At 51.3% G+C, this 23,814-nt stretch carries 18 protein-coding genes; 16 read left to right on the top strand and 2 right to left on the bottom strand.

Annotated features, from left to right (window positions below; genetic code table 11):
* Window position 1: 1 nt before the first annotated feature.
* From fdx to sseB, 4 genes are all read left to right on the top strand, one after another.
* The gene (gene fdx / locus A7589_RS15585) at window positions 2-337 is read left to right on the top strand and encodes an ISC system 2Fe-2S type ferredoxin (RefSeq protein WP_001124469.1); all 336 of its coding nucleotides are present in this window, start codon (window positions 2-4) and stop codon (window positions 335-337) included.
* Between the two features lie 11 nt (window positions 338-348).
* A complete protein-coding gene (iscX, locus tag A7589_RS15590) occupies window positions 349-549 on the top strand; it encodes a Fe-S cluster assembly protein IscX (RefSeq protein ID WP_000523616.1) in 201 nt (66 codons plus the stop codon).
* Window positions 550-607: 58 nt separating this feature from the next.
* Window positions 608-1,891: an aminopeptidase PepB gene (gene pepB / locus A7589_RS15595; RefSeq protein ID WP_000133551.1), complete on the top strand. Its 1,284-nt coding sequence runs from the start codon at window positions 608-610 to the stop codon at window positions 1,889-1,891.
* A 141-nt stretch (window positions 1,892-2,032) separates the two neighbouring features.
* Window positions 2,033-2,809 (top strand): enhanced serine sensitivity protein SseB, encoded by a 777-nt coding sequence (gene sseB, locus A7589_RS15600; protein ID WP_010357136.1) that lies wholly within the window; start codon window positions 2,033-2,035, stop codon window positions 2,807-2,809.
* A 31-nt stretch (window positions 2,810-2,840) separates the two neighbouring features.
* Here sseB and timP read toward each other — a convergent pair whose 3' ends face one another.
* Both timP and sseA read right to left on the bottom strand, forming a co-directional pair.
* Complete coding sequence (gene timP, locus A7589_RS23520) at window positions 2,841-2,966, bottom strand: small toxic inner membrane protein TimP (protein ID WP_258286489.1); 126 nt, start codon at window positions 2,964-2,966, stop codon at window positions 2,841-2,843.
* 601 nt (window positions 2,967-3,567) lie between these two features.
* On the bottom strand, window positions 3,568-4,413 hold the full coding sequence (gene sseA, locus A7589_RS15605; protein ID WP_000108603.1) for a 3-mercaptopyruvate sulfurtransferase: 846 nt from the start codon (window positions 4,411-4,413) through the stop codon (window positions 3,568-3,570).
* Between the two features lie 205 nt (window positions 4,414-4,618).
* On the opposite strand from sseA, the gene yfhM reads away from it, so the two are divergent.
* The 12 genes from yfhM to sinH all read left to right on the top strand — a co-directional run bounded on the left by yfhM (window position 4,619) and on the right by sinH (window position 23,685).
* Window positions 4,619-9,577 (top strand): alpha2-macroglobulin, encoded by a 4,959-nt coding sequence (gene yfhM / locus A7589_RS15610; RefSeq protein WP_105282585.1) that lies wholly within the window; start codon window positions 4,619-4,621, stop codon window positions 9,575-9,577.
* Window positions 9,578-11,890, top strand: coding sequence for a peptidoglycan glycosyltransferase PbpC (pbpC, locus tag A7589_RS15615; RefSeq protein WP_108188909.1), 2,313 nt, complete (start codon window positions 9,578-9,580; stop codon window positions 11,888-11,890). It begins immediately after the preceding gene.
* Window positions 11,891-12,038: 148 nt separating this feature from the next.
* The gene (ndk, locus tag A7589_RS15620; protein WP_000963837.1) at window positions 12,039-12,470 is read left to right on the top strand and encodes a nucleoside-diphosphate kinase; all 432 of its coding nucleotides are present in this window, start codon (window positions 12,039-12,041) and stop codon (window positions 12,468-12,470) included.
* Between the two features lie 149 nt (window positions 12,471-12,619).
* Window positions 12,620-13,774: a dual-specificity RNA methyltransferase RlmN gene (gene rlmN, locus A7589_RS15625; protein ID WP_000003311.1), complete on the top strand. Its 1,155-nt coding sequence runs from the start codon at window positions 12,620-12,622 to the stop codon at window positions 13,772-13,774.
* A gap of 284 nt (window positions 13,775-14,058) precedes the next feature.
* Window positions 14,059-15,069, top strand: coding sequence for a cytoskeleton protein RodZ (gene rodZ, locus A7589_RS15635; RefSeq protein ID WP_021551220.1), 1,011 nt, complete (start codon window positions 14,059-14,061; stop codon window positions 15,067-15,069).
* A 26-nt stretch (window positions 15,070-15,095) separates the two neighbouring features.
* Complete coding sequence (gene ispG / locus A7589_RS15640) at window positions 15,096-16,214, top strand: flavodoxin-dependent (E)-4-hydroxy-3-methylbut-2-enyl-diphosphate synthase (RefSeq protein WP_000551807.1); 1,119 nt, start codon at window positions 15,096-15,098, stop codon at window positions 16,212-16,214.
* A gap of 110 nt (window positions 16,215-16,324) precedes the next feature.
* Window positions 16,325-17,599: a histidine--tRNA ligase gene (gene hisS / locus A7589_RS15645; RefSeq protein WP_016158779.1), complete on the top strand. Its 1,275-nt coding sequence runs from the start codon at window positions 16,325-16,327 to the stop codon at window positions 17,597-17,599.
* 17 nt (window positions 17,600-17,616) lie between these two features.
* Window positions 17,617-18,237 carry an ancillary SecYEG translocon subunit YfgM gene (gene yfgM / locus A7589_RS15650; RefSeq protein WP_000409213.1) on the top strand — a complete coding sequence of 207 codons (621 nt, stop codon included), beginning with the start codon at window positions 17,617-17,619 and terminating at the stop codon, window positions 18,235-18,237.
* Window positions 18,238-18,247: 10 nt separating this feature from the next.
* On the top strand, window positions 18,248-19,426 hold the full coding sequence (gene bamB, locus A7589_RS15655) for an outer membrane protein assembly factor BamB (protein WP_001177080.1): 1,179 nt from the start codon (window positions 18,248-18,250) through the stop codon (window positions 19,424-19,426).
* Window positions 19,427-19,543: 117 nt separating this feature from the next.
* Window positions 19,544-21,010, top strand: a complete 1,467-nt coding sequence (gene der / locus A7589_RS15660; RefSeq protein ID WP_024257348.1) for a ribosome biogenesis GTPase Der — start codon at window positions 19,544-19,546, stop codon at window positions 21,008-21,010.
* A 67-nt stretch (window positions 21,011-21,077) separates the two neighbouring features.
* Window positions 21,078-21,293 carry a zinc ribbon domain-containing protein gene (locus A7589_RS15665; protein WP_000422356.1) on the top strand — a complete coding sequence of 72 codons (216 nt, stop codon included), beginning with the start codon at window positions 21,078-21,080 and terminating at the stop codon, window positions 21,291-21,293.
* 211 nt (window positions 21,294-21,504) lie between these two features.
* Window positions 21,505-23,685, top strand: a complete 2,181-nt coding sequence (gene sinH, locus A7589_RS15670) for an intimin-like inverse autotransporter SinH (RefSeq protein ID WP_000946972.1) — start codon at window positions 21,505-21,507, stop codon at window positions 23,683-23,685.
* Window positions 23,686-23,814 lie beyond the last annotated feature (129 nt).

The following is a 23,814-nucleotide window of genomic DNA, read 5'->3' on the forward strand; positions in this document are numbered from 1 at the left end:
TATGCCAAAGATTGTTATTTTGCCTCATCAGGATCTCTGCCCTGATGGCGCTGTTCTGGAAGCTAATAGCGGTGAAACCATTCTCGACGCAGCTCTGCGTAACGGTATCGAGATTGAACACGCCTGTGAAAAATCATGTGCTTGCACCACCTGCCACTGCATCGTGCGTGAAGGTTTTGACTCGCTGCCGGAAAGTTCTGAGCAAGAAGACGACATGCTGGACAAAGCCTGGGGGCTGGAGCCGGAAAGCCGTTTAAGCTGCCAGGCGCGCGTCACCGACGAAGATTTAGTGGTCGAAATCCCGCGTTACACTATCAACCATGCGCGTGAGCATTAACAGAGGTTAGTATGGGACTTAAGTGGACCGATAGCCGCGAAATTGGCGAAGCACTGTACGATGCGTATCCCGATCTCGACCCGAAAACGGTTCGATTCACCGATATGCATCAGTGGATTTGCGATCTGGAAGATTTCGACGACGATCCGCAGGCATCTAACGAGAAAATCCTCGAAGCGATTTTGTTAGTCTGGCTGGACGAAGCTGAGTGAGTAAACGGGCTGCCTGGGGGTGGCCCGTTTTGCTGTTAAACAAATAAGGATAACTAAAATGACAGAAGCGATGAAAATTACCCTCTCGACCCAGCCTGCCGACGCGCGCTGGGGAGAAAAAGCGGCTTACAGCATTAATAATGATGGCATTACCCTGCATTTGAACGGGGCGGACGATCTGGGTCTGATCCAGCGTGCGGCGCGCAAGATTGACGGTCTGGGCATCAAACATGTTCAGCTAAGCGGTGAAGGCTGGGATGCGGATCGTTGCTGGGCATTCTGGCAAGGTTACAAAGCCCCGAAAGGCACGCGTAAAGTGGAGTGGCCGGATCTGGACGATGTTCAACGCCAGGAGCTGGATAACCGCCTGATGATCATCGACTGGGTGCGTGACACCATCAACGCACCGGCGGAAGAACTGGGGCCATCGCAACTGGCACAGCGTGCTGTTGATCTGATCAGCAACGTCGCGGGCGATCGTGTGACTTACCGGATCACCAAAGGCGAAGATCTACGCGAACAAGGCTATATGGGGCTGCACACCGTCGGACGCGGTTCAGAACGTTCTCCGGTATTGTTGTCGCTGGATTACAACCCAACTGGCGATAAAGAAGCGCCGGTGTACGCGTGCCTGGTAGGCAAAGGCATCACTTTTGATTCCGGCGGCTACAGTATCAAACAGACTGCGTTTATGGATTCGATGAAGTCCGATATGGGCGGTGCGGCAACGGTTACTGGGGCGCTGGCATTTGCCATCACTCGCGGTCTGAACAAGCGCGTGAAGCTGTTCCTCTGCTGTGCGGATAACCTGATCAGCGGCAACGCGTTCAAGCTGGGCGATATCATCACCTATCGCAACGGTAAAAAAGTCGAAGTGATGAACACCGATGCGGAAGGGCGCCTGGTGCTGGCAGATGGCCTGATTGACGCCAGTGCGCAGAAACCAGAACTGATTATTGATGCCGCGACCCTGACCGGAGCGGCGAAAACCGCACTGGGTAATGATTATCACGCGCTGTTTAGTTTTGACGATGCGCTGGCAGGGCGTTTGCTGGCGAGTGCCGCGCAAGAGAACGAACCATTCTGGCGTCTGCCGCTGGCAGAATTCCACCGCAGCCAGTTGCCGTCAAACTTTGCTGAACTGAACAACACCGGAAGCGCGGCATATCCGGCAGGTGCAAGCACGGCGGCGGGCTTCCTGTCGCACTTTGTTGAGAACTATCAGCAAGGCTGGCTGCATATAGACTGTTCGGCGACTTACCGTAAAGCGCCGGTTGAACAGTGGTCTGCGGGCGCGACCGGGCTGGGTGTGCGCACGATTGCTAATCTGTTAACGGCGTAATCGTTATGCCGGATGCAGCGTAAACGCCTTATCCAGCCTACAAAGTATTGCAAATTCAACAAATTGCGATTCCTTTGTAGGCCTGATAAGCGTAGCGCATCAGGCACTTCCGCCCCGAACGTTGAATGAATTGTGGTTCTTATGTCCGAAACAAAAAACGAACTTGAAGACCTGCTGGAAAAAGCAGCAACCGAACCGGCTCATCGTCCGGTTTTTTTCCGTACTCTATTAGAATCCACCGTCTGGGTGCCAGGTACAGCGGCGCAGGGCGAGGCTGTGGTTGAAGATAGCGCACTTGATTTACAGCATTGGGAAAAAGAAGACGGCACCAGCGTCATTCCTTTTTTCACCTCGTTAGAAGCACTTCAACAGGCGGTTGACGGCGAACAGGCATTTGTCGTAATGCCCGTTCGCACGCTGTTTGAGATGACCCTTGGTGAAACGCTCTTTCTCAATGCCAAACTGCCTACCGGTAAAGAATTTATGCCGCGTGAAATCAGTTTGCTGATCGGTGAAGAGGGTAATCCGCTGAGCAGTCAGGAAGTACTGGAAGGCGGCGAATCGCTGATATTATCGGAAGTCGCAGAGCCGCCAGCACAAATGATTGATTCACTCACTACCTTATTTAAAACTATTAAGCCGGTGAAGCGTGCTTTTATTTGTTCAATTAAAGAGAGCGAAGAGGCACAGCCTAATCTGCTTATTGGCATTGAAGCCGATGGTGATATCGAAGAAATTATTCAGGCGGCGGGAAGTGTAGCGACCGATACATTACCTGGCGATGAACCTATTGATATTTGCCAGGTGAAAAAAGGGGAAAAAGGAATTAGCCACTTTATTACCGAACATATTGCGCCATTCTATGAACGTCGCTGGGGTGGCTTTTTGCGTGATTTTAAACAGAATCGGATAATCTAAAATATGCCGCCCAAAAGGGCGGCATTCGGGCTTACTTGCTGCTCTGAAGGATGTTAGCCACCAGTAAATAATTATCAGAGAGACTCCGGTTATTATTTACTTCGGAAAACAGCGCACCAGAAACAATAAGTACGATACAAAAGCACCGTATCTTCATTGTGCGGTCCATGCGAAGACCGCATCACGACAGCACCACTGGCGATATTGCCGCGATAGCAAGCACTGAGACGCGCTTGCCCTAACGGTCGCGGAACATCCTTTCCTTAAGCCAGCGCCCGCTTGCGAGACGGCGGAAAGGGCCTCAGTGGATAATACACTAACAGAACAATAGTAACTCTCTTTTGCTTGACAAAAAGAGAGTTACTGGCGAGTATTGTCTTCGCTGAGACGCGCTTGCATTACTACGGTAATACAACCTGCTGGAAAGGCCGCGAACCAAACCGGCAACAAATAACCGCCTGATTTTGGCGGTTTTTTGTTTTTTAAGAAAAGTGAATTTACACGTTTAAGTAATATCTTTTACCGGTTAGTATTTTAAATATTGAGCGGGATTTGTTTATATTTGTCTGCATTCGGACTAATAAGCCAAATGAATTCAAAACCTATCCTTTTTTATCTACTTGACATCGTTGATGCATAAAGCGAGTATTGAGTAGACGAGATACACTTGCAGTAATACAACCAGCTGGAAAGGCCGCGAACCAGACCAGCAACAAAAAACCGCCAAATTCGGCGGTTTTTTGTTGCCTGTAAAAAGCTTATTTCACTGGTTCGACCGGTAAATCTGCTCGCGCGCCCCATTCACTCCATGCGCCGTCGTACAGTTTCACGTTTGGCACATCCAGCGTAGCAAGTGCCAGCAACACAACGGCGGCCGTTACACCAGAGCCACAGCTGACAATAATCGGTTTGTCATAGCTGATACCGTAACCAAAAAATATCGCATCGAGTTCATCTGTCGTTTTCAGTTCACCTTCACGCACCAGTTCTGTCCACGGAACATTCAGCGCACCAGGAATATGCCCGCGACGTAAACCAGGGCGAGGTTCATCAATTTCAGCGTTAAAACGCGCAGCCGGACGGGCATCAATAATTTGTGCCGTTTTTTCATGGCTTGCCAGCAATACATCGGTTACTTTCACCACGGCTTCCGGGTTAAAGGCGGTGTTAAACTCTCCTTCTGGCAGCTCCACTTCGCCTTCTTCTAACAGTAGGTCATCACGCTGCCAGCCCGCCAGTCCACCGCCAAGAATCGACACTTTCTCTACGCCAAAGGTGCGCAGCATCCACCATGCTCGCGGGGCTGAGAAAAGATTACCTTCGTCATAGACAATCAGATGTTTGTCCTGATTAACGCCCAGTTCACGCATCGCTACGGCGAACGTTTCCGGGCGCGGCAGCATGTGCGGAAGCGGGGAGGTGTGATCGGAAAGAGCTTCGATATCGAAAAATACTGCGCCGGGGATATGCCCATTGAGATACTCCTGGGCAACGTTACGATCTTCCTGTCCGGGCGGTGCCATGCGGGCATCAATAATCTGAATTTCAGGATCATCAATATGTTCGGCGAGCCAGTCGGCTCCTACAAACCATGTCGTGGACATAGGCATCTCCATTTTTGCCGGGGTAGGCTAAATTGTCGGACGTTTAGTGAAAAGCGACAAGCAAAAGAGGCTGATTTGGCTGCCTGAGCCACATTTATCACCAAAATTCAGATTCTGTGGACGTGATACTGAATTACATAACGTTAATTCTCACGCATAATAATTATTCGACGTTGCTAACGGGCCATTGTGGCAGGGATGATAAATGAAAAAGTTACGCATAGCCGCCTGCATGTTAATGCTGGCGCTGGCAGGGTGCGACAACAACGATAACGCGCCAACAGCGGTGAAAAAAGATACCCCTTCTGAAGCTGCTAAAGGTACATCTTCAGAAAACGCGAGTTCAGCAAAACTCTCTGCGCCGGAGAGGCAAAAGCTGGCACAACAGAGTGCCGGTAAGACACTGACATTGCTTGATCTCTCTGAGGTCCAACTCGATGGTGCAGCCACGCTGGTGCTGACTTTCTCCATCCCCCTCGACCCGGATCAGGATTTCTCGCGTGTTGTTCATGTCGTCGATAAAAAGAGCGGTAAAGTGGATGGTGCCTGGGAGCTGTCAGATAATCTTAAAGAGCTGCGTTTACGCCACCTCGAACCTAAACGTGATTTGATCGTGACTATTGGGCAGGAAATGAAGGCGCTCAATAACGCAACCTTCAGTAAAGATTACGAAAAAACGATCACCACCCGCGATATTCAACCCAGCGTCGGTTTTGCCAGCCGTGGTTCGCTGCTGCCTGGAAAAGTCGTTGAAGGACTGCCGGTAATGGCGCTCAACGTTAACAATGTCGATGTTAACTTCTTCCGTGTTAAACCCGAATCTCTGCCAGCATTCATTAGCCAATGGGAATACCGCAATTCGCTGGCGAACTGGCAATCTGACAAATTGCTGCAGATGGCGGATCTAGTCTACACCGGACGTTTTGATCTCAATCCTGCGCGTAATACCCGTGAAAAATTATTGCTGCCGCTGGGTGATATCAAACCGCTTCAGCAGGCGGGCGTGTATCTGGCTGTGATGAATCAGGCCGGACGTTACGATTACAGTAATCCCGCGACTCTGTTTACATTAAGTGATATCGGCGTATCGGCTCACCGTTATCACAATCGTCTGGATATCTTTACCCAAAGCCTGGAAAACGGTGCGGCTCAGCAAGGAATTGAAGTCTCGTTATTAAATGAGAAAGGGCAGACTCTGACTCAGGCGACCAGTGATGCACAGGGTCATGTACAGCTGGAAAACGACAAAAACGCGGCATTACTGCTGGCACGTAAAGATGGTCAGACAACGCTGCTCGATTTAAAACTTCCCGCGCTGGACTTAGCGGAATTTAACATTGCTGGTGCACCGGGTTATAGCAAACAGTTCTTTATGTTTGGCCCGCGCGATCTTTATCGCCCGGGTGAAACCGTAATCCTCAACGGCTTACTGCGTGATGCAGACGGTAAAGCATTGCCCGATCAACCCATCAGGTTAGACGTGATTAAACCTGACGGGCAGGTACTGCGTAGTGTCGTTAGTCAGCCGGAGAATGGCCTCTATCACTTTACCTGGCAACTGGATAGCAGTGCGGCAACCGGCATGTGGCATATTCGCGCTAACACTGGCGATAACCAGTATCGGATGTGGGATTTCCACGTCGAAGATTTTATGCCAGAACGCATGGCGTTGAACCTGACCGGCGAGAAAATCCCGTTAACGCCGAAAGATGAGGTGAAATTCTCCGTGGTGGGTTACTACCTGTACGGTGCGCCTGCTAACGGTAATACTTTGCAGGGGCAGCTTTTCCTGCGCCCTCTGCGTGAAGCGGTTTCTGCATTACCTGGTTTCGAATTTGGCGATATAGCTGCCGAAAACCTTTCCCGCACGCTGGATGAAGTTCAGTTGACGCTGGATGATAAAGGGCGCGGCGAGGTTTCTACAGAAAGCCAGTGGAAGGAAACGCATTCCCCATTGCAGGTTATTCTCCAGGGCAGTTTGCTGGAATCTGGCGGTCGCCCGGTGACGCGCCGTGCTGAACAGGCTATCTGGCCTGCCGATGCGCTCCCTGGGATCCGCCCGCAGTTCGCCTTGAAATCGGTTTACGATTACCGTACTGACACGACTGTAAAACAACCCATTGTTAATGAAGGCAGCAACGCCGCTTTTGACATCGTTTATAGCGATGCGCAGGGCGTGAAAAAAGCCGTTTCGGGCTTGCAGGTGCGTCTGATTCGCGAACGTCGAGATTACTACTGGAACTGGTCAGAAGATGAAGGCTGGCAGTCACAGTTTGATCAAAAAGATCTGATCGAAAATGAACAAACGCTGGATCTTCAGGCGGATGAAACTGGTAAGGTAAGTTTTCCGGTAGAGTGGGGCGCTTATCGTCTGGAAGTCAAAGCGCCGAATGAAGCGGTCAGTAGCGTGCGTTTCTGGGCTGGCTATAGCTGGCAGGACAACAGCGACGGTAGCGGTGCGGTACGTCCGGATCGCGTCACGATGAAACTGGATAAAGCCAGTTATCGTCCTGGCGATACCATTAAGTTGCACATTGCCGCGCCAACGGCGGGTAAAGGCTATGCGATGGTCGAGTCCAGTGAAGGGCCGCTGTGGTGGCAAGAGATTGATGTTCCGGCACAAGGGTTGGATTTAACGATTCCGGTCGATAAAACCTGGAATCGGCACGACCTCTATTTAAGTACGCTGGTGGTGCGTCCTGGCGATAAATCTCGCTCTGCGACGCCAAAACGCGCGGTTGGCGTGTTGCATTTGCCGCTTGGCGATGAAAACCGTCGTCTCAGTCTGGCGCTGGAAACACCGGCAAAAATGCGCCCCAATCAGCCATTAACTGTGAAAATCAAAGCCAGCAATAAAAATGGTGATATGCCAAAACAGGTGAATGTGCTGGTGTCTGCCGTTGATAGCGGTGTGCTGAATATTACTGATTACGTTACGCCAGATCCGTGGCAGGCGTTCTTCGGTCAGAAACGCTATGGCGCAGACATATACGATATTTACGGTCAGGTCATTGAAGGACAGGGACGCCTGGCAGCACTGCGTTTTGGTGGCGATGGCGATGAACTGAAACGTGGTGGTAAGCCGCCGGTCAATCACGTCAATATTGTCGCGCAACAGGCACAGCCGGTAACGCTCAATGAACAGGGCGAAGGTACGGTTACACTGCCGATTGGCGATTTTAACGGTGAATTGCGCGTCATGGCGCAAGCTTGGACGGCAGATGACTTCGGCAGCAACGAAAGCAAAGTGATTGTTGCTGCACCAGTGATAGCCGAACTGAACATGCCGCGCTTTATGGCGCGTGGCGACACTTCGCGTCTGACGCTGGATATCACTAATCTTACTGATAAACCGCAAAAACTGAACGTTGCCCTGACCGCCAGCGGTTTGGTTGAACTAGTAAGCGATTCACCCGCACCTGTTGAATTAGCGCCAGGCGTGCGTACTACGCTGTTTATCCCGGTGCGAGCATTGCCGGGTTATGGCGATGGTGAAATTCAGGCGACTATCAGTGGCCTGAATTTGCCAGGAGAAACCGTTGCCGATCAGCATAAGCAGTGGAAAATTGGCGTCCGTCCGGCATTCCCGGCGCAAACCGTCAATTATGGTACGGTGTTGCAGCCTGGTGAAACATGGGCGATACCGGCTGGCGGACTGCAAAACTTCTCGCCTGTTACGCTGGAAGGGCAATTGTTGTTGAGCGGCAAGCCACCGCTGAACATCGCACGTTATATCAAAGAGTTAAAAGCATATCCGTACGGCTGTCTGGAGCAAACCACCAGCGGTCTGTTCCCGTCGCTCTATACCAATGCAGCCCAGCTACAGGCGTTGGGCATCAAAGGCGACAGTGATGATAAACGCCGTGCGGCAGTCGATATTGGCATTTCCCGTTTGTTGCAAATGCAACGCGATAATGGCGGTTTTGCGCTATGGGATAAATACAGTGACGAAGAGTACTGGCTGACGGCTTATGTGATGGATTTCCTGGTTCGCGCAGGTGAGCAGGGTTACAGCGTGCCGACAGAAGCTATTAACCGGGGTAATGAGCGTCTGCTGCGCTATTTACAAGATCCGGGCATGATGTCGATCCCGTATGCCGATAATCTCAAAGCCAGTAAATTCGCAGTACAGTCTTACGCTGCGCTGGTGCTGGCTCGTCAGCAAAAGGCTCCGCTGGGTGCGCTGCGTGAAATCTGGGAGCATCGTGCAGATGCCGCTTCTGGTTTACCGCTGCTGCAACTTGGCGTTGCGCTGAAAACCATGGGTGATGCGACGCGTGGTGAAGAAGCGATTGCGCTGGCGCTGAAAACGCCGCGTAATGATGAGCGGAAATGGCTGGGCGATTACGGTAGCCCACTGCGCGACAACGCGTTAATGCTCTCCTTGCTGGAAGAAAATAAACTGCTACCCGATGAGCAGTACACTTTGCTGAACACGCTTTCGCAGCAGGCGTTTGGTGAACGCTGGCTATCGACGCAGGAAAGTAACGCGTTGTTCCTGGCTGCCCGTACGATTCAGGATTTACCGGATAAATGGCAGGCGCAAACCTCTTTCTCAGCTGAGCCGCTGACAGGCGAGAAAGCGCAAAACAGCAATCTGAATAGCGATCAACTTGCCACCTTGCAGGTGAGCAACAGTGGCGATCAGCCGTTATGGCTGCGTGTGGATGCCAGCGGTTATCCGCAATCCGCACCTTTACCGGCGAACAATGTGCTGCAAATCGAGCGTCATATTCTTGGTACTGATGGTAAGAGCAAATCGCTGGACTCGTTACGTAGCGGCGATCTGGTGCTGGTCTGGTTGCAGGTAAAAGCCAGTAACAGCGTGCCGGATGCGTTAGTCGTGGATCTGCTGCCTGCGGGTCTGGAACTGGAAAACCAGAATCTGGCGAACGGTAGCGCCAGTCTGGAGCAAAGTGGTAGCGAAGTGCAAAACCTGCTTAATCAAATGCAGCAGGCGAGCATTAAGCACATTGAGTTTCGTGACGATCGCTTTGTGGCGGCGGTTGCCGTTGATGAATACCAGCCGGTTACGCTGGTATATCTGGCGCGGGCGGTGACGCCGGGAACGTATCAGGTGCCGCAGCCGATGGTGGAATCGATGTATGTTCCTCAATGGCGGGCGACCGGCGCGGCTGAAGATCTGTTGATTGTCAGACCGTAAATGCCTCGTCTGTTAAGTAAACGCGGCTGCTGGATAACGCTGGCAGCTGCGCCCTTTATTATCATTCTGGCGGCGTGGGGAGCAGATAAACTCTGGCCTCTGCCGCTGCATGAAGTCAATCCCGCACGTGTGGTTGTGGCGCAGGATGGAACGCCGCTCTGGCGCTTCGCCGATGCTGACGGTATCTGGCGTTATCCAGTGACTATCGAAGATGTTTCTCCGCGTTACCTTGAAGCACTGATCAATTACGAAGATCGCTGGTTCTGGAAGCATCCGGGCGTAAACCCGTTCTCGGTGATGCGCGCCGCCTGGCAGGATCTAACTTCTGGTCGGGTTATCTCCGGCGGGAGCACGCTCACCATGCAGGTTGCTCGTTTGCTTGATCCTCACCCCAAAACGTTTGGCGGTAAAATTCGCCAGCTCTGGCGCGCGTTGCAACTGGAGTGGCATCTGTCTAAACGTGACATTCTGACCCTGTATCTTAATCGCGCCCCGTTTGGTGGCACGTTGCAGGGGATTGGAGCGGCAAGCTGGGCTTATCTTGGAAAATCGCCCGCGAATTTAAGCTATTCCGAGGCAGCAATGCTGGCTGTGTTACCGCAAGCGCCCAGCCGACTGCGCCCGGATCGCTGGCCGGAGCGTGCTGAGGCCGCGCGTAATAAAGTGCTCGAACGGATGGCTGTGCAAGGTGTGTGGTCCCGCGAGCAGGTAAAAGAGTCAAGGGAAGAACCCATCTGGCTGGCACCCCGACAAATGCCGCAACTGGCACCGCTGTTTTCACGGATGATGCTCGGTAAAAGTAAAAGCGACAAAATTGTTACTACGCTGGATGCCGGTCTTCAGCGGCGTCTGGAAGAACTGGCGCAAAACTGGAAAGGACGATTGCCACCGCGCAGTTCACTCGCGATGATCGTGATTGATCATACCGATATGCGTGTTCGCGGCTGGGTGGGATCGGTCGATCTCAACGATGATTCACGCTTTGGTTATGTTGATATGGTCAATGCGATCCGATCGCCAGGATCGGTGCTCAAACCCTTTGTTTATGGTCTGGCGCTGGATGAGGGATTGACCCATCCGGCATCGTTGTTGCAAGACGTTCCCCGACGCACCGGTGATTACCGGCCTGGTAACTTTGACAGCGGTTTTCATGGCCCGATCAGCATGAGCGAGGCGCTGGTTCGCTCGCTGAACTTACCTGCTGTGCAGGTGCTGGAAGCCTATGGCCCGAAACGGTTTGCGGCAAAATTACGCAATGTTGGATTGCCGTTGTATCTGCCCAATGGTGCTGTGCCGAATCTTTCGCTCATTCTCGGCGGTGCTGGCGCAAAACTGGAGGATATGGCGGCAGCGTATACCGCTTTTGCCCGCCACGGTAAGGCAGGCAAATTGCGCTTACAGCCTGACGATCTGCTGCTTGAACGCCCCTTAATGTCGCCGGGCGCCGCATGGATCATCCGCCGAATCATGGCTGATGAAGCGCAGCCCTTGCCGGACGGTGCCTTGCCGCGCGTCGTACCCCTGGCGTGGAAAACGGGCACCAGCTACGGCTATCGTGATGCCTGGGCGATAGGTGTAAACGCTCGCTATGTGATTGGCATCTGGACTGGCAGACCGGACGGCACGCCCGTTGTCGGTCAGTTTGGCTTTGCCAGCGCCGTACCGTTGTTGAATCAGGTTAATAATATTTTGTTGTCGCGCAGTGCAAATCTGCCGGAAGATCCGCGCCCGAACTCAGTCACTCGTGGCGTTATCTGCTGGCCTGGCGGGCAGTCTTTACCAGAAGGTGACAGTAACTGTCGCCGTCGTCTGGCAACCTGGTTATTGGATGGAAGCCAGCCGCCAACCCTGTTACTGCCAGAGCAAGAAGGGATTAATGGCATCCGTTTTCCCATCTGGCTGGATGAAAATGGCAAACGCGTCGCCGCCGATTGCCCACAGGCGCGACAAGAAATGATGAATGTCTGGCCACTACCACTGGAACCCTGGTTGCCTGCATCAGAACGCCGCGCTGTGCGCTTGCCACCAGCCTCGACAATTTGCCCACCGTACGGTCACGACGCTCAGCTCCCGCTGCAATTGACTGGCGTTCGTGATGGCACCATTATCAAGCGTTTACCTGGTGCGGCGGAAGCGACTTTGCCGGTGCAATCCAACGGTGGTGCCGGAGAACGCTGGTGGTTTCTGAATGGCGAACCGTTAGCTGAACGCGGGCGTAGTGTAACTCTGCATTTAACGGAAAAAGGTGATTATCAATTGCTGGTAATGGATGAAGTGGGGCAGGTAGCGACAGTGAAATTTGTTATGCAATAGTCTGTTTCCACCATGTTTGTTGCTTAAACTAGGTTTATTTTAAAAAAATGTTACCTTCATCAATAGTCAACGGCTCTGTTGCTCATTATAATCCGCGCCATCTCGTACGCTGGTACAGACAACAACAGAATAATTTACAGAGGTAAAAATGGCTATTGAACGTACTTTTTCCATCATCAAACCGAACGCGGTAGCAAAAAACGTCATTGGTAATATCTTTGCGCGCTTTGAAGCTGCAGGGTTCAAAATTGTCGGCACCAAAATGCTGCACCTGACCGTTGAGCAGGCTCGTGGCTTTTATGCTGAACACGATGGGAAACCGTTCTTTGATGGTCTGGTTGAGTTTATGACCTCTGGTCCGATCGTCGTTTCCGTGCTGGAAGGTGAAAATGCCGTTCAGCGTCACCGCGATCTGCTGGGCGCGACCAACCCGGCGAACGCTCTGGCGGGAACTCTGCGCGCAGACTACGCTGACAGCCTGACTGAAAACGGCACCCACGGTTCTGATTCCGTAGAATCTGCCGCTCGCGAAATCGCTTATTTCTTCGGTGAAGGCGAAGTGTGCCCGCGCACCCGTTAATAATTTCGTAAATGCCGCGTGCAAACGTGGCATCCGTGCGCCAGAATTTGTACAATGCAGCGCCCCCGGACGAGCAGCCGCTCACCGGGGCGTTTCTTTTTTCAACCCTCCAGGGGCCATAACGTGTAATAACGAGGCCGGAATAGCATATGTCTGAACAATTAGTCACACCTGAAAACGTCACCACGAAAGATGGAAAAATTAACCTGCTGGATCTCAACCGTCAGCAGATGCGGGAGTTTTTTAAAGATTTAGGTGAAAAACCCTTCCGCGCCGATCAGGTGATGAAGTGGATGTATCACTATTGCTGCGACAACTTTGATGAGATGACCGACATCAACAAAGTGTTGCGTGGCAAACTGAAAGAGGTGGCGGAAATCCGCGCACCGGAAGTGGTTGAAGAACAGCGTTCATCCGACGGTACCATCAAATGGGCGATTGCTGTTGGCGATCAGCGTGTCGAAACGGTGTATATCCCGGAAGACGACCGCGCCACGCTTTGTGTCTCCTCGCAGGTAGGTTGTGCGCTGGAGTGTAAATTCTGTTCCACTGCCCAGCAGGGTTTTAACCGTAATCTGCGGGTGTCGGAAATTATCGGTCAGGTGTGGCGTGCGGCGAAAATCGTCGGCGCAGCAAAAATCACCGGTCAGCGTCCGATCACTAACGTAGTGATGATGGGCATGGGCGAGCCGTTGCTCAACCTGAACAATGTCGTTCCGGCGATGGAAATCATGCTCGATGATTTCGGTTTTGGTCTGTCTAAACGTCGCGTGACGCTTTCCACTTCCGGTGTGGTTCCGGCGCTGGATAAACTGGGCGATATGATTGACGTTGCGCTGGCAATTTCCCTGCACGCGCCGAACGACGAAATTCGTGATGAAATTGTACCAATCAACAAAAAGTACAATATCGAAACGTTCCTTGCTGCAGTGCGCCGTTATCTGGAGAAATCCAATGCTAATCAGGGGCGCGTCACTATCGAGTACGTGATGCTTGACCACGTTAACGATGGCACTGAACACGCGCACCAACTGGCGGAGCTGCTGAAAGATACGCCGTGTAAGATTAACCTGATCCCATGGAACCCGTTCCCGGGCGCGCCGTATGGTCGTAGTTCGAACAGCCGTATCGACCGCTTCTCAAAAGTGCTGATGAGCTACGGTTTCACCACCATTGTGCGTAAAACTCGTGGTGATGATATCGATGCCGCCTGTGGTCAGTTAGCGGGAGATGTCATCGACCGTACTAAACGTACTCTGCGTAAACGGATGCAGGGTGAAGCCATCGATATTAAAACGGTCTGATAGTTATTACGCCATGGTTACTTTATGTACCGTGGCGTAATGTTTTATGAATGTAGCATTAAGTTGCAATTGTCTGATCAATATTAACGGTGCGTTTTTGCTGACTTTAAGGCAGTATGTAACGATGCAACAGTAAGTTAGCTTTGCTTCATGTGGGCTTTGTCACGAGCACACAGACAGTCTTATACTGTATGATAAAGGTTAACTTTACGGATGTTTCGCGGTGTGGGTGGGCGTGATGGTTCACCGGCATCCCAATTCTCTTTTAAACGTACCTGCAGCGAATGAATACTGAAGCCACGCACGACCAAAATGAAGCACTTACCACCGGCGCTCGCTTGCGTAATGCCCGTGAACAACTTGGACTTAGCCAGCAAGCCGTTGCCGAACGACTTTGTTTGAAGGTTTCCACGGTACGCGATATTGAAGAAGATAAGGCACCCGCCGATCTTGCTTCAACATTCTTGCGCGGGTATATCCGCTCTTATGCGCGTCTGGTCCATATTCCGGAAGAAGAACTGCTGCCGGGACTGGAAAAGCAGGCTCCACTGCGAGCCGCAAAAGTTGCGCCAATGCAGAGTTTTTCCCTCGGCAAACGCCGCAAAAAACGCGATGGCTGGTTGATGACTTTCACCTGGCTGGTGCTGTTTGTGGTGATTGGCCTGAGCGGCGCCTGGTGGTGGCAGGATCACAAAGCCCAGCAGGAAGAGATTAGCACCATGGCTGATCAATCCACTGCGGAGCTGAATAATAACCAGAGCCAGAGTGTACCGTTAGATACATCTGCTACCGAAACCCAGACGACTACATCGCCTGCGGCTGTAGATACCACTGCCACGAACACGCAAACGCCAGCCGTGACGACGCCAGCCCCCGCTGTAGCGCCACAGCAAGACGCGGTTGTTCCTCCTTCACAGGCAAATGTTGATATCGCGGCTACTACTACACCAGCGGCGCCAGTTGCAACAACAACGCCAGATGGCGCTGCGCCGTTGCCAATTGATCAGGCTGGCGTGACCACTCCGGCGGCTGATCCTAATGCGCTGGTGATGAACTTTACTGCTGATTGCTGGCTGGAAGTCACCGATTCTACCGGCAAAAAACTGTTCAGTGGGATGCAGCGTAAAGGCGGTAATTTGAATTTAAGCGGTCAGGCACCGTATAAACTGAAAATTGGTGCACCAGCCGCAGTACAGATCCAGTATCAAGGGAAACCTGTCGATCTGAGTCGTTTTATCAGAACTAACCAGGTTGCGCGTCTGACCCTCAATGCCGAACAATCACCGGCGCAGTAACAGACGGGTAACGCGGGAGATTTTTCATGCATAACCAGGCTCCAATTCAACGTAGAAAATCAACACGTATTTACGTTGGGAATGTGCCGATTGGCGATGGTGCTCCCATCGCCGTACAGTCCATGACCAATACGCGTACGACAGACGTCGAAGCAACGGTCAATCAAATTAAGGCGCTGGAACGTGTCGGCGCTGATATCGTTCGCGTCTCTGTACCGACGATGGACGCGGCAGAAGCGTTCAAGCTCATCAAGCAGCAGGTTAACGTACCGCTGGTGGCCGACATCCACTTCGACTATCGCATTGCACTGAAAGTAGCGGAATACGGCGTTGACTGTCTGCGCATTAACCCAGGCAATATTGGTAATGAAGAACGCATTCGCATGGTGGTTGACTGTGCGCGCGATAAAAACATTCCGATTCGTATTGGTGTTAACGCCGGATCGCTGGAAAAAGATCTGCAAGAAAAGTATGGCGAACCGACGCCGCAGGCGTTGCTGGAATCTGCCATGCGCCATGTTGATCATCTCGATCGTCTGAACTTTGATCAGTTCAAGGTCAGTGTGAAAGCATCTGACGTTTTCCTCGCGGTTGAGTCTTATCGTCTGCTGGCAAAACAGATCGATCAGCCGTTGCACCTGGGGATCACCGAAGCCGGTGGCGCACGCAGCGGGGCGGTGAAATCGGCCATTGGTTTAGGTCTGCTGTTGTCGGAAGGCATTGGCGACACGCTGCGCGTCTCGCTGGCGGCTGACCCGGTCGAAGAGATCAAAGTCGGTTTTGATATTTTGAAATCGCTGCGTATTCGTTCGCGTGGCATCAACTTCATCGCCTGTCCGACCTGCTCACGTCAGGAGTTTGACGTTATCGGTACGGTTAACGCGCTGGAGCAACGTCTGGAAGATATCATCACCCCGATGGACGTTTCGATTATTGGCTGCGTGGTGAATGGCCCAGGCGAGGCGCTGGTTTCTACGCTTGGCGTTACGGGCGGCAACAAGAAAAGCGGCCTCTATGAAGATGGCGTGCGCAAAGACCGTCTGGACAATAACGACATGATCGACCAGCTGGAAGCACGCATTCGTGCGAAAGCCAGCCAACTGGACGAAGCGCGTCGAATTGACGTTCAGCAGGTTGAAAAATAATAACGTGATGGGAAGCGCCTCGCTTCCCGTGTATGATTGAACCCGCATGGCTCCCGAAATATTGAGGGAAGCGTTGAGGGTTCATTTTTATATTCAGAAAGAGAATAAACGTGGCAAAAAACATTCAAGCCATTCGCGGCATGAACGATTACCTGCCTGGCGAAACGGCCATCTGGCAGCGCATTGAAGGCACACTGAAAAACGTGCTCGGCAGCTACGGTTACAGTGAAATCCGCTTGCCGATTGTAGAGCAGACCCCGCTATTCAAACGTGCGATTGGTGAAGTCACCGACGTGGTTGAAAAAGAGATGTACACCTTTGAGGATCGCAATGGCGACAGCCTGACTCTGCGTCCTGAAGGGACGGCGGGCTGTGTACGCGCCGGCATCGAGCATGGTCTTCTGTACAATCAGGAACAGCGTCTGTGGTATATCGGGCCAATGTTCCGTCACGAGCGTCCGCAGAAAGGACGTTATCGTCAGTTCCATCAGTTGGGCTGCGAAGTTTTCGGTCTGCAAGGCCCGGATATTGATGCCGAACTGATTATGCTCACCGCCCGCTGGTGGCGTGCGCTGGGTATCTCTGAGCACGTTACTCTCGAACTGAACTCTATTGGTTCGCTGGAAGCTCGCGCCAATTACCGCGATGCGCTGGTTGCGTTCCTTGAACAGCATAAAGAAAAGCTGGACGAAGACTGTAAACGTCGTATGTACACCAACCCGTTGCGCGTGCTGGATTCTAAAAATCCGGAAGTGCAGGCGTTACTCAACGACGCTCCGGCGTTGGGCGATTATCTGGATGAAGAGTCTCGCGAGCATTTTGCCGGTCTGTGCAAACTGCTTGAGAGCGCAGGCATTGCCTATACCGTAAACCAGCGTCTGGTGCGTGGTCTGGATTACTACAACCGTACCGTTTTCGAGTGGGTGACTAACAGCCTCGGTTCTCAGGGCACAGTGTGCGCAGGCGGTCGTTATGACGGTCTGGTGGAACAACTGGGCGGTCGCGCCACACCGGCAGTCGGTTTTGCGATGGGCCTGGAACGTCTGGTGTTGTTAGTTCAGGCAGTTAACCCGGAATTTAAAGCCGATCCCGTTGTCGATATATACCTGGTGGCTTCGGGTACTGATACACAATCTGCGGCTATGGCATTAGCTGAGCGTCTGCGTGATGAATTACCTGGCGTGAAACTGATGACCAACCACGGCGGCGGCAACTTTAAGAAACAGTTTGCCCGCGCTGATAAATGGGGTGCCCGCGTTGCTGTGGTGCTGGGTGAGTCTGAAGTGGCTAATGGCACGGCAGTAGTGAAGGATTTGCGCTCTGGTGAGCAAACGGCAGTTGCGCAGGATAGCGTAGCCGCGCATTTGCACACGTTACTGGGTTAAGGAAGGAGAAGGACAGCGTGGAAATTTACGAGAACGAAAACGACCAGGTTGAAGCGGTTAAACGCTTTTTTGCTGAAAATGGCAAAGCACTGGCTGTTGGGGTGATTTTAGGCGTTGGCGCACTGATTGGCTGGCGCTACTGGAACAGCCATCAGGTTGAGTCCGCACGCTCCGCTTCTCTTGCCTATCAAAATGCGGTTACCGCAGTTAGCGAAGGCAAACCGGACAGCATCCCAGCGGCAGAAAAATTTGCTGCTGAAAATAAAAATACTTACGGCGCGCTGGCTTCTTTGGAACTTGCGCAGCAATTTGTTGACAAAAATGAACTAGAGAAAGCCGCCGCTCAATTGCAACAAGGGTTGGCGGACACGAGCGATGAAAATCTCAAAGCCGTGATAAATCTGCGTCTTGCCCGAGTTCAGGTGCAGCTCAAGCAGACTGATGCTGCGCTGAAAACCCTTGATACCATAAAAGGTGAAGGGTGGGCTGCCATTGTTGCCGACTTGCGTGGTGAAGCATTACTGAGCAAAGGTGATAAGCAAGGTGCGCGTAGTGCATGGGAAGCAGGCGTGAAAAGCGATGTGACCCCGGCACTGAGTGAAATGATGCAGATGAAAATTAATAATTTGTCCATCTGAGAGGGACCCGATGCAATTGCGTAAATTACTGCTGCCAGGAGTGCTTTCCGTTACCCTTTTAAGCGGCTGTTCGCTGTTTAACAGTGAAGAAGATGTGGTCAAGATGTCCCCATTGCCGACCGTTGAAAACCAGTTTACGCCGACCACGGCGTGGAGCACTTCCGTTGGTAGCGGCATTGGTAACTTCTACTCTAATCTTCATCCGGCACTGGCGGATAACGTTGTCTATGCAGCCGATCGCGCTGGTTTGGTAAAGGCGATGAATGCGGATGACGGTAAAGAAATCTGGTCTGTCAGCCTGGCTGAGAAAGATGGCTGGTTATCTAAAGAGCCGGCATTACTTTCTGGCGGTGTGACCGTCGCAGGTGGTCATGTCTATATTGGCAGCGAAAAAGCGCAGGTTTACGCGCTGAACACCAGCGATGGCACTGTGGCATGGCAAACCAAAGTAGCGGGTGAAGCACTTTCTCGCCCGGTGGTCAGCGACGGTCTGGTGTTAATTCACACCAGCAACGGTCAGCTGCAGGCGCTGAACGAAGCTGACGGCGCTGTTAAATGGACTGTTAACCTTGATATGCCTTCGCTTTCTCTGCGTGGTGAGTCTGCGCCAGCAACTGCATTTGGTGCGGCAGTCGTCGGTGGCGATAATGGTCGCGTCAGTGCTGTGTTGATGCAGCAGGGACAGATGATTTGGCAGCAGCGTATCTCCCAGGCGACCGGTTCAACCGAAATTGACCGTCTGAGCGATGTTGATACTACGCCAGTGGTTGTGAACGGTGTTGTTTTTGCGCTGGCCTATAATGGTAACCTGACGGCGCTTGATTTGCGCAGTGGTCAGATTATGTGGAAACGCGAACTGGGTTCGGTGAATGATTTCATTGTTGACGGTAACCGTATCTATCTGGTTGATCAAAATGACCGGGTAATGGCGTTGACCATCGATGGTGGCGTGACGCTGTGGACACAAAGCGATCTGCTGCACCGCCTGTTGACTTCTCCGGTGCTGTATAATGGCAACCTGGTGGTGGGTGATAGCGAAGGTTATCTGCACTGGATTAATGTGGAAGATGGTCGTTTCGTTGCCCAGCAAAAAGTTGATAGTTCCGGTTTCCAGACTGAACCGGTTGCCGCTGATGGCAAACTGCTGATCCAGGCAAAAGACGGAACCGTGTACTCTATTACACGTTAATCGTCTCTGTCGTTCACTTTGAAAACGGCTCCTGGACAGGAGCCGTTTTCCTGTTTTTAACAACGACGCGAAAATAGCGTGCGTTGTCTGATGATTTATAAAAATGAGGCTTTAAACATGGTACCTGTGGTCGCGCTTGTCGGGCGCCCTAACGTAGGAAAATCCACGTTATTTAACCGTCTAACTCGCACCCGAGATGCGCTGGTTGCGGATTTCCCGGGTCTGACTCGTGACCGTAAGTACGGTCGTGCGGAAATTGAAGGCCGCGAGTTTATCTGTATTGATACCGGCGGGATTGACGGTACAGAAGACGGTGTAGAAACTCGCATGGCGGAACAGTCGCTGCTGGCGATTGAAGAGGCGGATGTGGTGCTGTTTATGGTGGATGCGCGCGCGGGTCTGATGCCTGCGGATGAAGCCATTGCCAAACATCTGCGTTCTCGCGAAAAGCCAACCTTCCTGGTGGCGAACAAAACCGATGGACTGGACCCGGATCAAGCAATCGTTGATTTTTATTCACTTGGTTTAGGTGAAATTTACCCAATTGCCGCTTCGCATGGTCGTGGCGTATTAAGTCTGCTGGAGCACGTGCTGCTGCCGTGGATGGAAGATATCGCGCCGCAAGAAGAAGTCGACGAAGACGCTGAATACTGGGCGCAATTTGAAGCGCAAGAGAACGGCGAAGAAGAAGACGACTTCGATCCGCAAAGTCTGCCGATCAAACTGGCGATTGTTGGTCGTCCAAACGTCGGTAAGTCTACACTCACTAACCGTATCCTGGGTGAAGAGCGCGTCGTGGTTTACGACATGCCTGGCACGACGCGTGACAGTATCTACATTCCGATGGAACGTGACGGACGTGAGTATGTGCTCATTGATACTGCGGGCGTGCGTAAACGCGGCAAAATTACCGATGCGGTAGAGAAGTTCTCGGTAATCAAAACATTGCAGGCCATTGAAGATGCCAACGTGGTGATGTTGGTGATTGACGCACGCGAAGGTATTTCCGATCAGGATCTCTCCCTGCTTGGCTTTATTCTCAATAGTGGGCGCTCACTTGTGATTGTGGTGAACAAGTGGGACGGCCTGAGCCAGGAAGTGAAAGAGCAGGTGAAAGAGACGCTGGACTTCCGTCTGGGCTTTATCGACTTCGCTCGTGTGCATTTTATCTCTGCATTGCACGGTAGCGGTGTTGGTAACCTGTTTGAATCGGTACGTGAAGCATATGACAGCTCTACCCGTCGCGTGGGGACATCTATGCTGACGCGTATCATGACCATGGCTGTTGAAGATCACCAGCCGCCGCTGGTTCGCGGGCGTCGTGTGAAGCTGAAATATGCCCACGCTGGTGGTTACAACCCGCCGATTGTGGTGATTCACGGCAACCAGGTGAAAGACCTGCCTGACTCGTACAAACGTTACCTGATGAATTACTTCCGCAAATCTCTGGACGTGATGGGTACGCCGATTCGTATTCAGTTCAAGGAAGGGGAAAACCCGTATGCGAACAAGCGTAACACTCTAACGCCGACCCAGATGCGTAAACGTAAGCGTCTGATGAAGCACATAAAAAAAAGTAAGTAACCATATGTAAGTATTTACCTACAATTCCCTCTACGTAAGTAGAGGGATACATACCGGAGTAACATTTATGGAACTCAATTGCCCTATCTGTCAAACCCCTCTCGAACGCAATGGTGAGACTGCCCATTGTGAAACTTGTGACAAAGATTTCACCGTCCAGGCGCTTTGCCCTGACTGTCATCAGCCGTTACAGGTATTAAAAGCCTGTGGCGCGGTGGATTATTTCTGCCAGAATGGACACGGTTTAATTTCTAAAAAACGCGTTGAATTTACCACTGCTTAATATCACGGGAATATATGTTTTTCTTTTATATATTCCCAGTATAAATATTATGAGTTAATTTCTATTAGTCTAACACGTAATTAGAGTGAACAAACTCCCATTATTATAATTTTAAGAATATATTTAGCATTTCTGGTGTGCAATCTCTGAACTATCTGGAATACAATGCCGAAGCTAATTTCAGATTATAAAATCGTTACAGGGAAAAGGCATGTTGCGATGGATACGCTATTTTATGCTAATCTTTATCTCTGGTGCTGCTTATGCGGAGCCAGAGATAAATGTTAAGAAAAGTGACTCTTCATTACCGGATTTGGGAAGCGAAGCTGCCTTACAAGAAGAACAAAATAATAAAGGTAAATCCTTCAAAGAGCGTGGTGCCAACTACGTCGCCGAATCCGCCCAGCAGGGGTTTGAGAACCTGACCCCAGAAGCTCTGGAATCCCAGGCCAGAAGCTATCTGCAAGGGCAAATCACCTCATCAGCACAGTCTTATATTGAAGGCGCACTTTCTCCATACGGTAAAGTCCGCTCAAATATTTCTCTCGGTCAGGATGGCTCGCTGGACGGTAGTTCAATCGACTATTTTGTTCCTTTATACGATTCTCAAAAAAGTGTTTATTTCAGCCAGTTATCCGCTCAACGTAAAGAGGAACGCACGATAGGTAATATAGGTTTTGGGGTGAGGCATAATTTTGATAAATGGCTTCTGGGTGGAAATATATTTTACGATTATGATTTCACTCGCGGACATCGCCGTTTAGGGTTAGGGACTGAAGCCTGGACGGATTATTTAAAACTTTCTGGTAACTATTACCATCCACTTTCTGACTGGAAAGACTCAAAAGATTTCGACTTCTATTTAGAACGACCTGCGCGTGGTTGGGATGTGCGTGCGGAAGCCTGGCTACCTTCTTATCCACAGTTGGGGGGCAAAGTTGTTTTCGAGCAATATTATGGTGACGAAGTTGCGCTGTTCGGCACTGATAATTTAGAGAAAGATCCGTATGCGGTGACGCTTGGAGTTAACTATCAACCAGTTCCGTTATTGACAGTCGGGACGGAATATAAAGCAGGCACTGGAGATAACAGTGATCTTAGTATTAACGCTACCGTTAACTATCAATTCGGTGTACCACTTAAAGATCAACTGAATAGCGATAATGTCAAAGCAGCCCACTCGCTGATGGGTAGCCGACATGACTTTGTTGAGCGAAATAATTTTATTGTTCTGGAATATAAAGAAAAAGACCCTCTCGACGTTACGCTCTGGCTAAAGGCTGATTCCACTAACGAACATCCGGAATGTGTTATCAAGGACACCCCGGAAGCTGCGGTGGGACTGGAAAAATGTAAGTGGACCATTAATGCGCTGATCAACCATCACTATAAAATTGTCGCCGCCTCCTGGCAGGCGAAAAACAATGCCGCCCGCACGCTAGTGATGCCTGTGGTGAAAGCCAACACCATCACCGAGGGTAACAATAATCACTGGAATCTGGTGTTGCCTGCCTGGCAATACAGCTCTGATCAAGCCGAACAAGAAAAGCTCAACACCTGGCGAGTGCGTCTGGCGCTGGAAGATGAAAAGGGTCATCGGCAAAACTCCGGTGTGGTAGAAATCACCGTACAGCAGGATCGTAAAATTGAGCTGATCGTCAATAACATTGCTAACGTGCCTGAAGAAAACAATCACAGCCATGAAGCCAGCGCCCAGGCTGATGGTGTCGATGGCGTGGTGATGGATCTTGATATCACTGACAGTTTTGGTGATGACACGGATCGTAACGGTGATCCGCTTCCAGACAATGGTCTGAGTCCACAACTTTATGATGCACAAGACAAAAAAGTCACGCTCGCCAATAAGCCCTGCTCAACCGATAACCCCTGTGTCTTTATCGCGAAGCAAGATAAAGAGAAAGGAACTGTCACCCTCTCCAGTACGTTACCCGGCACTTTCCGTTGGAAAGCAAAAGCTGCTCCGTATGACGACAGCAACTATGTGGATGTGACATTCCTTGGTGCGGGGGGGAATGATGTTAATGCGTTTATCTACCGTGTATCTGCGACTAACCCCGTCAATCTTATCGACAATGAGAAAGAGCATTTACCTGTGGATAACGCCTACCGTTTTGTCTTATGGCGTGACGCCAATAAAGATGGTGTTTTCCAGCAGTCGGAAAAACTGACGGAAGAAGAGATGGCGCAATACGACTACCAGTGGGAATTTACCGGGCACAGCGTTAATGGCTACACCGGTGCGCAATCGAATACCAGTAATGAAGATATTGTCATCCCTGCCACCAACGACGAGGCCGTGCAGAAGTTCGGTGCTCAAAAAGAAGATGGCGTGCAGGGATATGGATTACGTGTGGTTTACAGCAAGCACTAGATCGGCGTAATGGCCGATCGGCCAGCCGCTGGAAATTAATCAAGGAGAGAGTTGAATGAAACATTATTTAAAGCGACCGATGACCAAAGTCGCGCTGGCACTGGCTCTGGCAGGGTACTGCGCAGTACC

The sequence above is a fragment of the Escherichia sp. MOD1-EC6475 genome (genome assembly GCF_003046645.1).
In the GTDB taxonomy this organism is placed as follows: domain Bacteria; phylum Pseudomonadota; class Gammaproteobacteria; order Enterobacterales; family Enterobacteriaceae; genus Escherichia; species Escherichia ruysiae.

Excerpts from the sequence above, each read along its gene's own strand:
- iscX (WP_000523616.1), top strand. The coding sequence starts at position 349 with ATGGGACTTAAGTGGACCGATAGCCGCGAAATTGGCGAAGCACTGTAC.
- A7589_RS15665 (WP_000422356.1), top strand. The coding sequence starts at position 21,078 with ATGGAACTCAATTGCCCTATCTGTCAAACCCCTCTCGAACGCAATGGT.
- ispG (WP_000551807.1), top strand. The coding sequence starts at position 15,096 with ATGCATAACCAGGCTCCAATTCAACGTAGAAAATCAACACGTATTTAC.
- yfhM (WP_105282585.1), top strand. The coding sequence starts at position 4,619 with ATGAAAAAGTTACGCATAGCCGCCTGCATGTTAATGCTGGCGCTGGCA.
- sseB (WP_010357136.1), top strand. The coding sequence starts at position 2,033 with ATGTCCGAAACAAAAAACGAACTTGAAGACCTGCTGGAAAAAGCAGCA.
- pbpC (WP_108188909.1), top strand. The coding sequence starts at position 9,578 with ATGCCTCGTCTGTTAAGTAAACGCGGCTGCTGGATAACGCTGGCAGCT.
- bamB (WP_001177080.1), top strand. The coding sequence starts at position 18,248 with ATGCAATTGCGTAAATTACTGCTGCCAGGAGTGCTTTCCGTTACCCTT.
- der (WP_024257348.1), top strand. The coding sequence starts at position 19,544 with ATGGTACCTGTGGTCGCGCTTGTCGGGCGCCCTAACGTAGGAAAATCC.
- timP (WP_258286489.1), bottom strand. The coding sequence starts at position 2,966 with ATGAAGATACGGTGCTTTTGTATCGTACTTATTGTTTCTGGTGCGCTG.
- pepB (WP_000133551.1), top strand. The coding sequence starts at position 608 with ATGACAGAAGCGATGAAAATTACCCTCTCGACCCAGCCTGCCGACGCG.
- sseA (WP_000108603.1), bottom strand. The coding sequence starts at position 4,413 with ATGTCCACGACATGGTTTGTAGGAGCCGACTGGCTCGCCGAACATATT.
- rlmN (WP_000003311.1), top strand. The coding sequence starts at position 12,620 with ATGTCTGAACAATTAGTCACACCTGAAAACGTCACCACGAAAGATGGA.
- sinH (WP_000946972.1), top strand. The coding sequence starts at position 21,505 with ATGTTGCGATGGATACGCTATTTTATGCTAATCTTTATCTCTGGTGCT.
- rodZ (WP_021551220.1), top strand. The coding sequence starts at position 14,059 with ATGAATACTGAAGCCACGCACGACCAAAATGAAGCACTTACCACCGGC.
- fdx (WP_001124469.1), top strand. The coding sequence starts at position 2 with ATGCCAAAGATTGTTATTTTGCCTCATCAGGATCTCTGCCCTGATGGC.
- ndk (WP_000963837.1), top strand. The coding sequence starts at position 12,039 with ATGGCTATTGAACGTACTTTTTCCATCATCAAACCGAACGCGGTAGCA.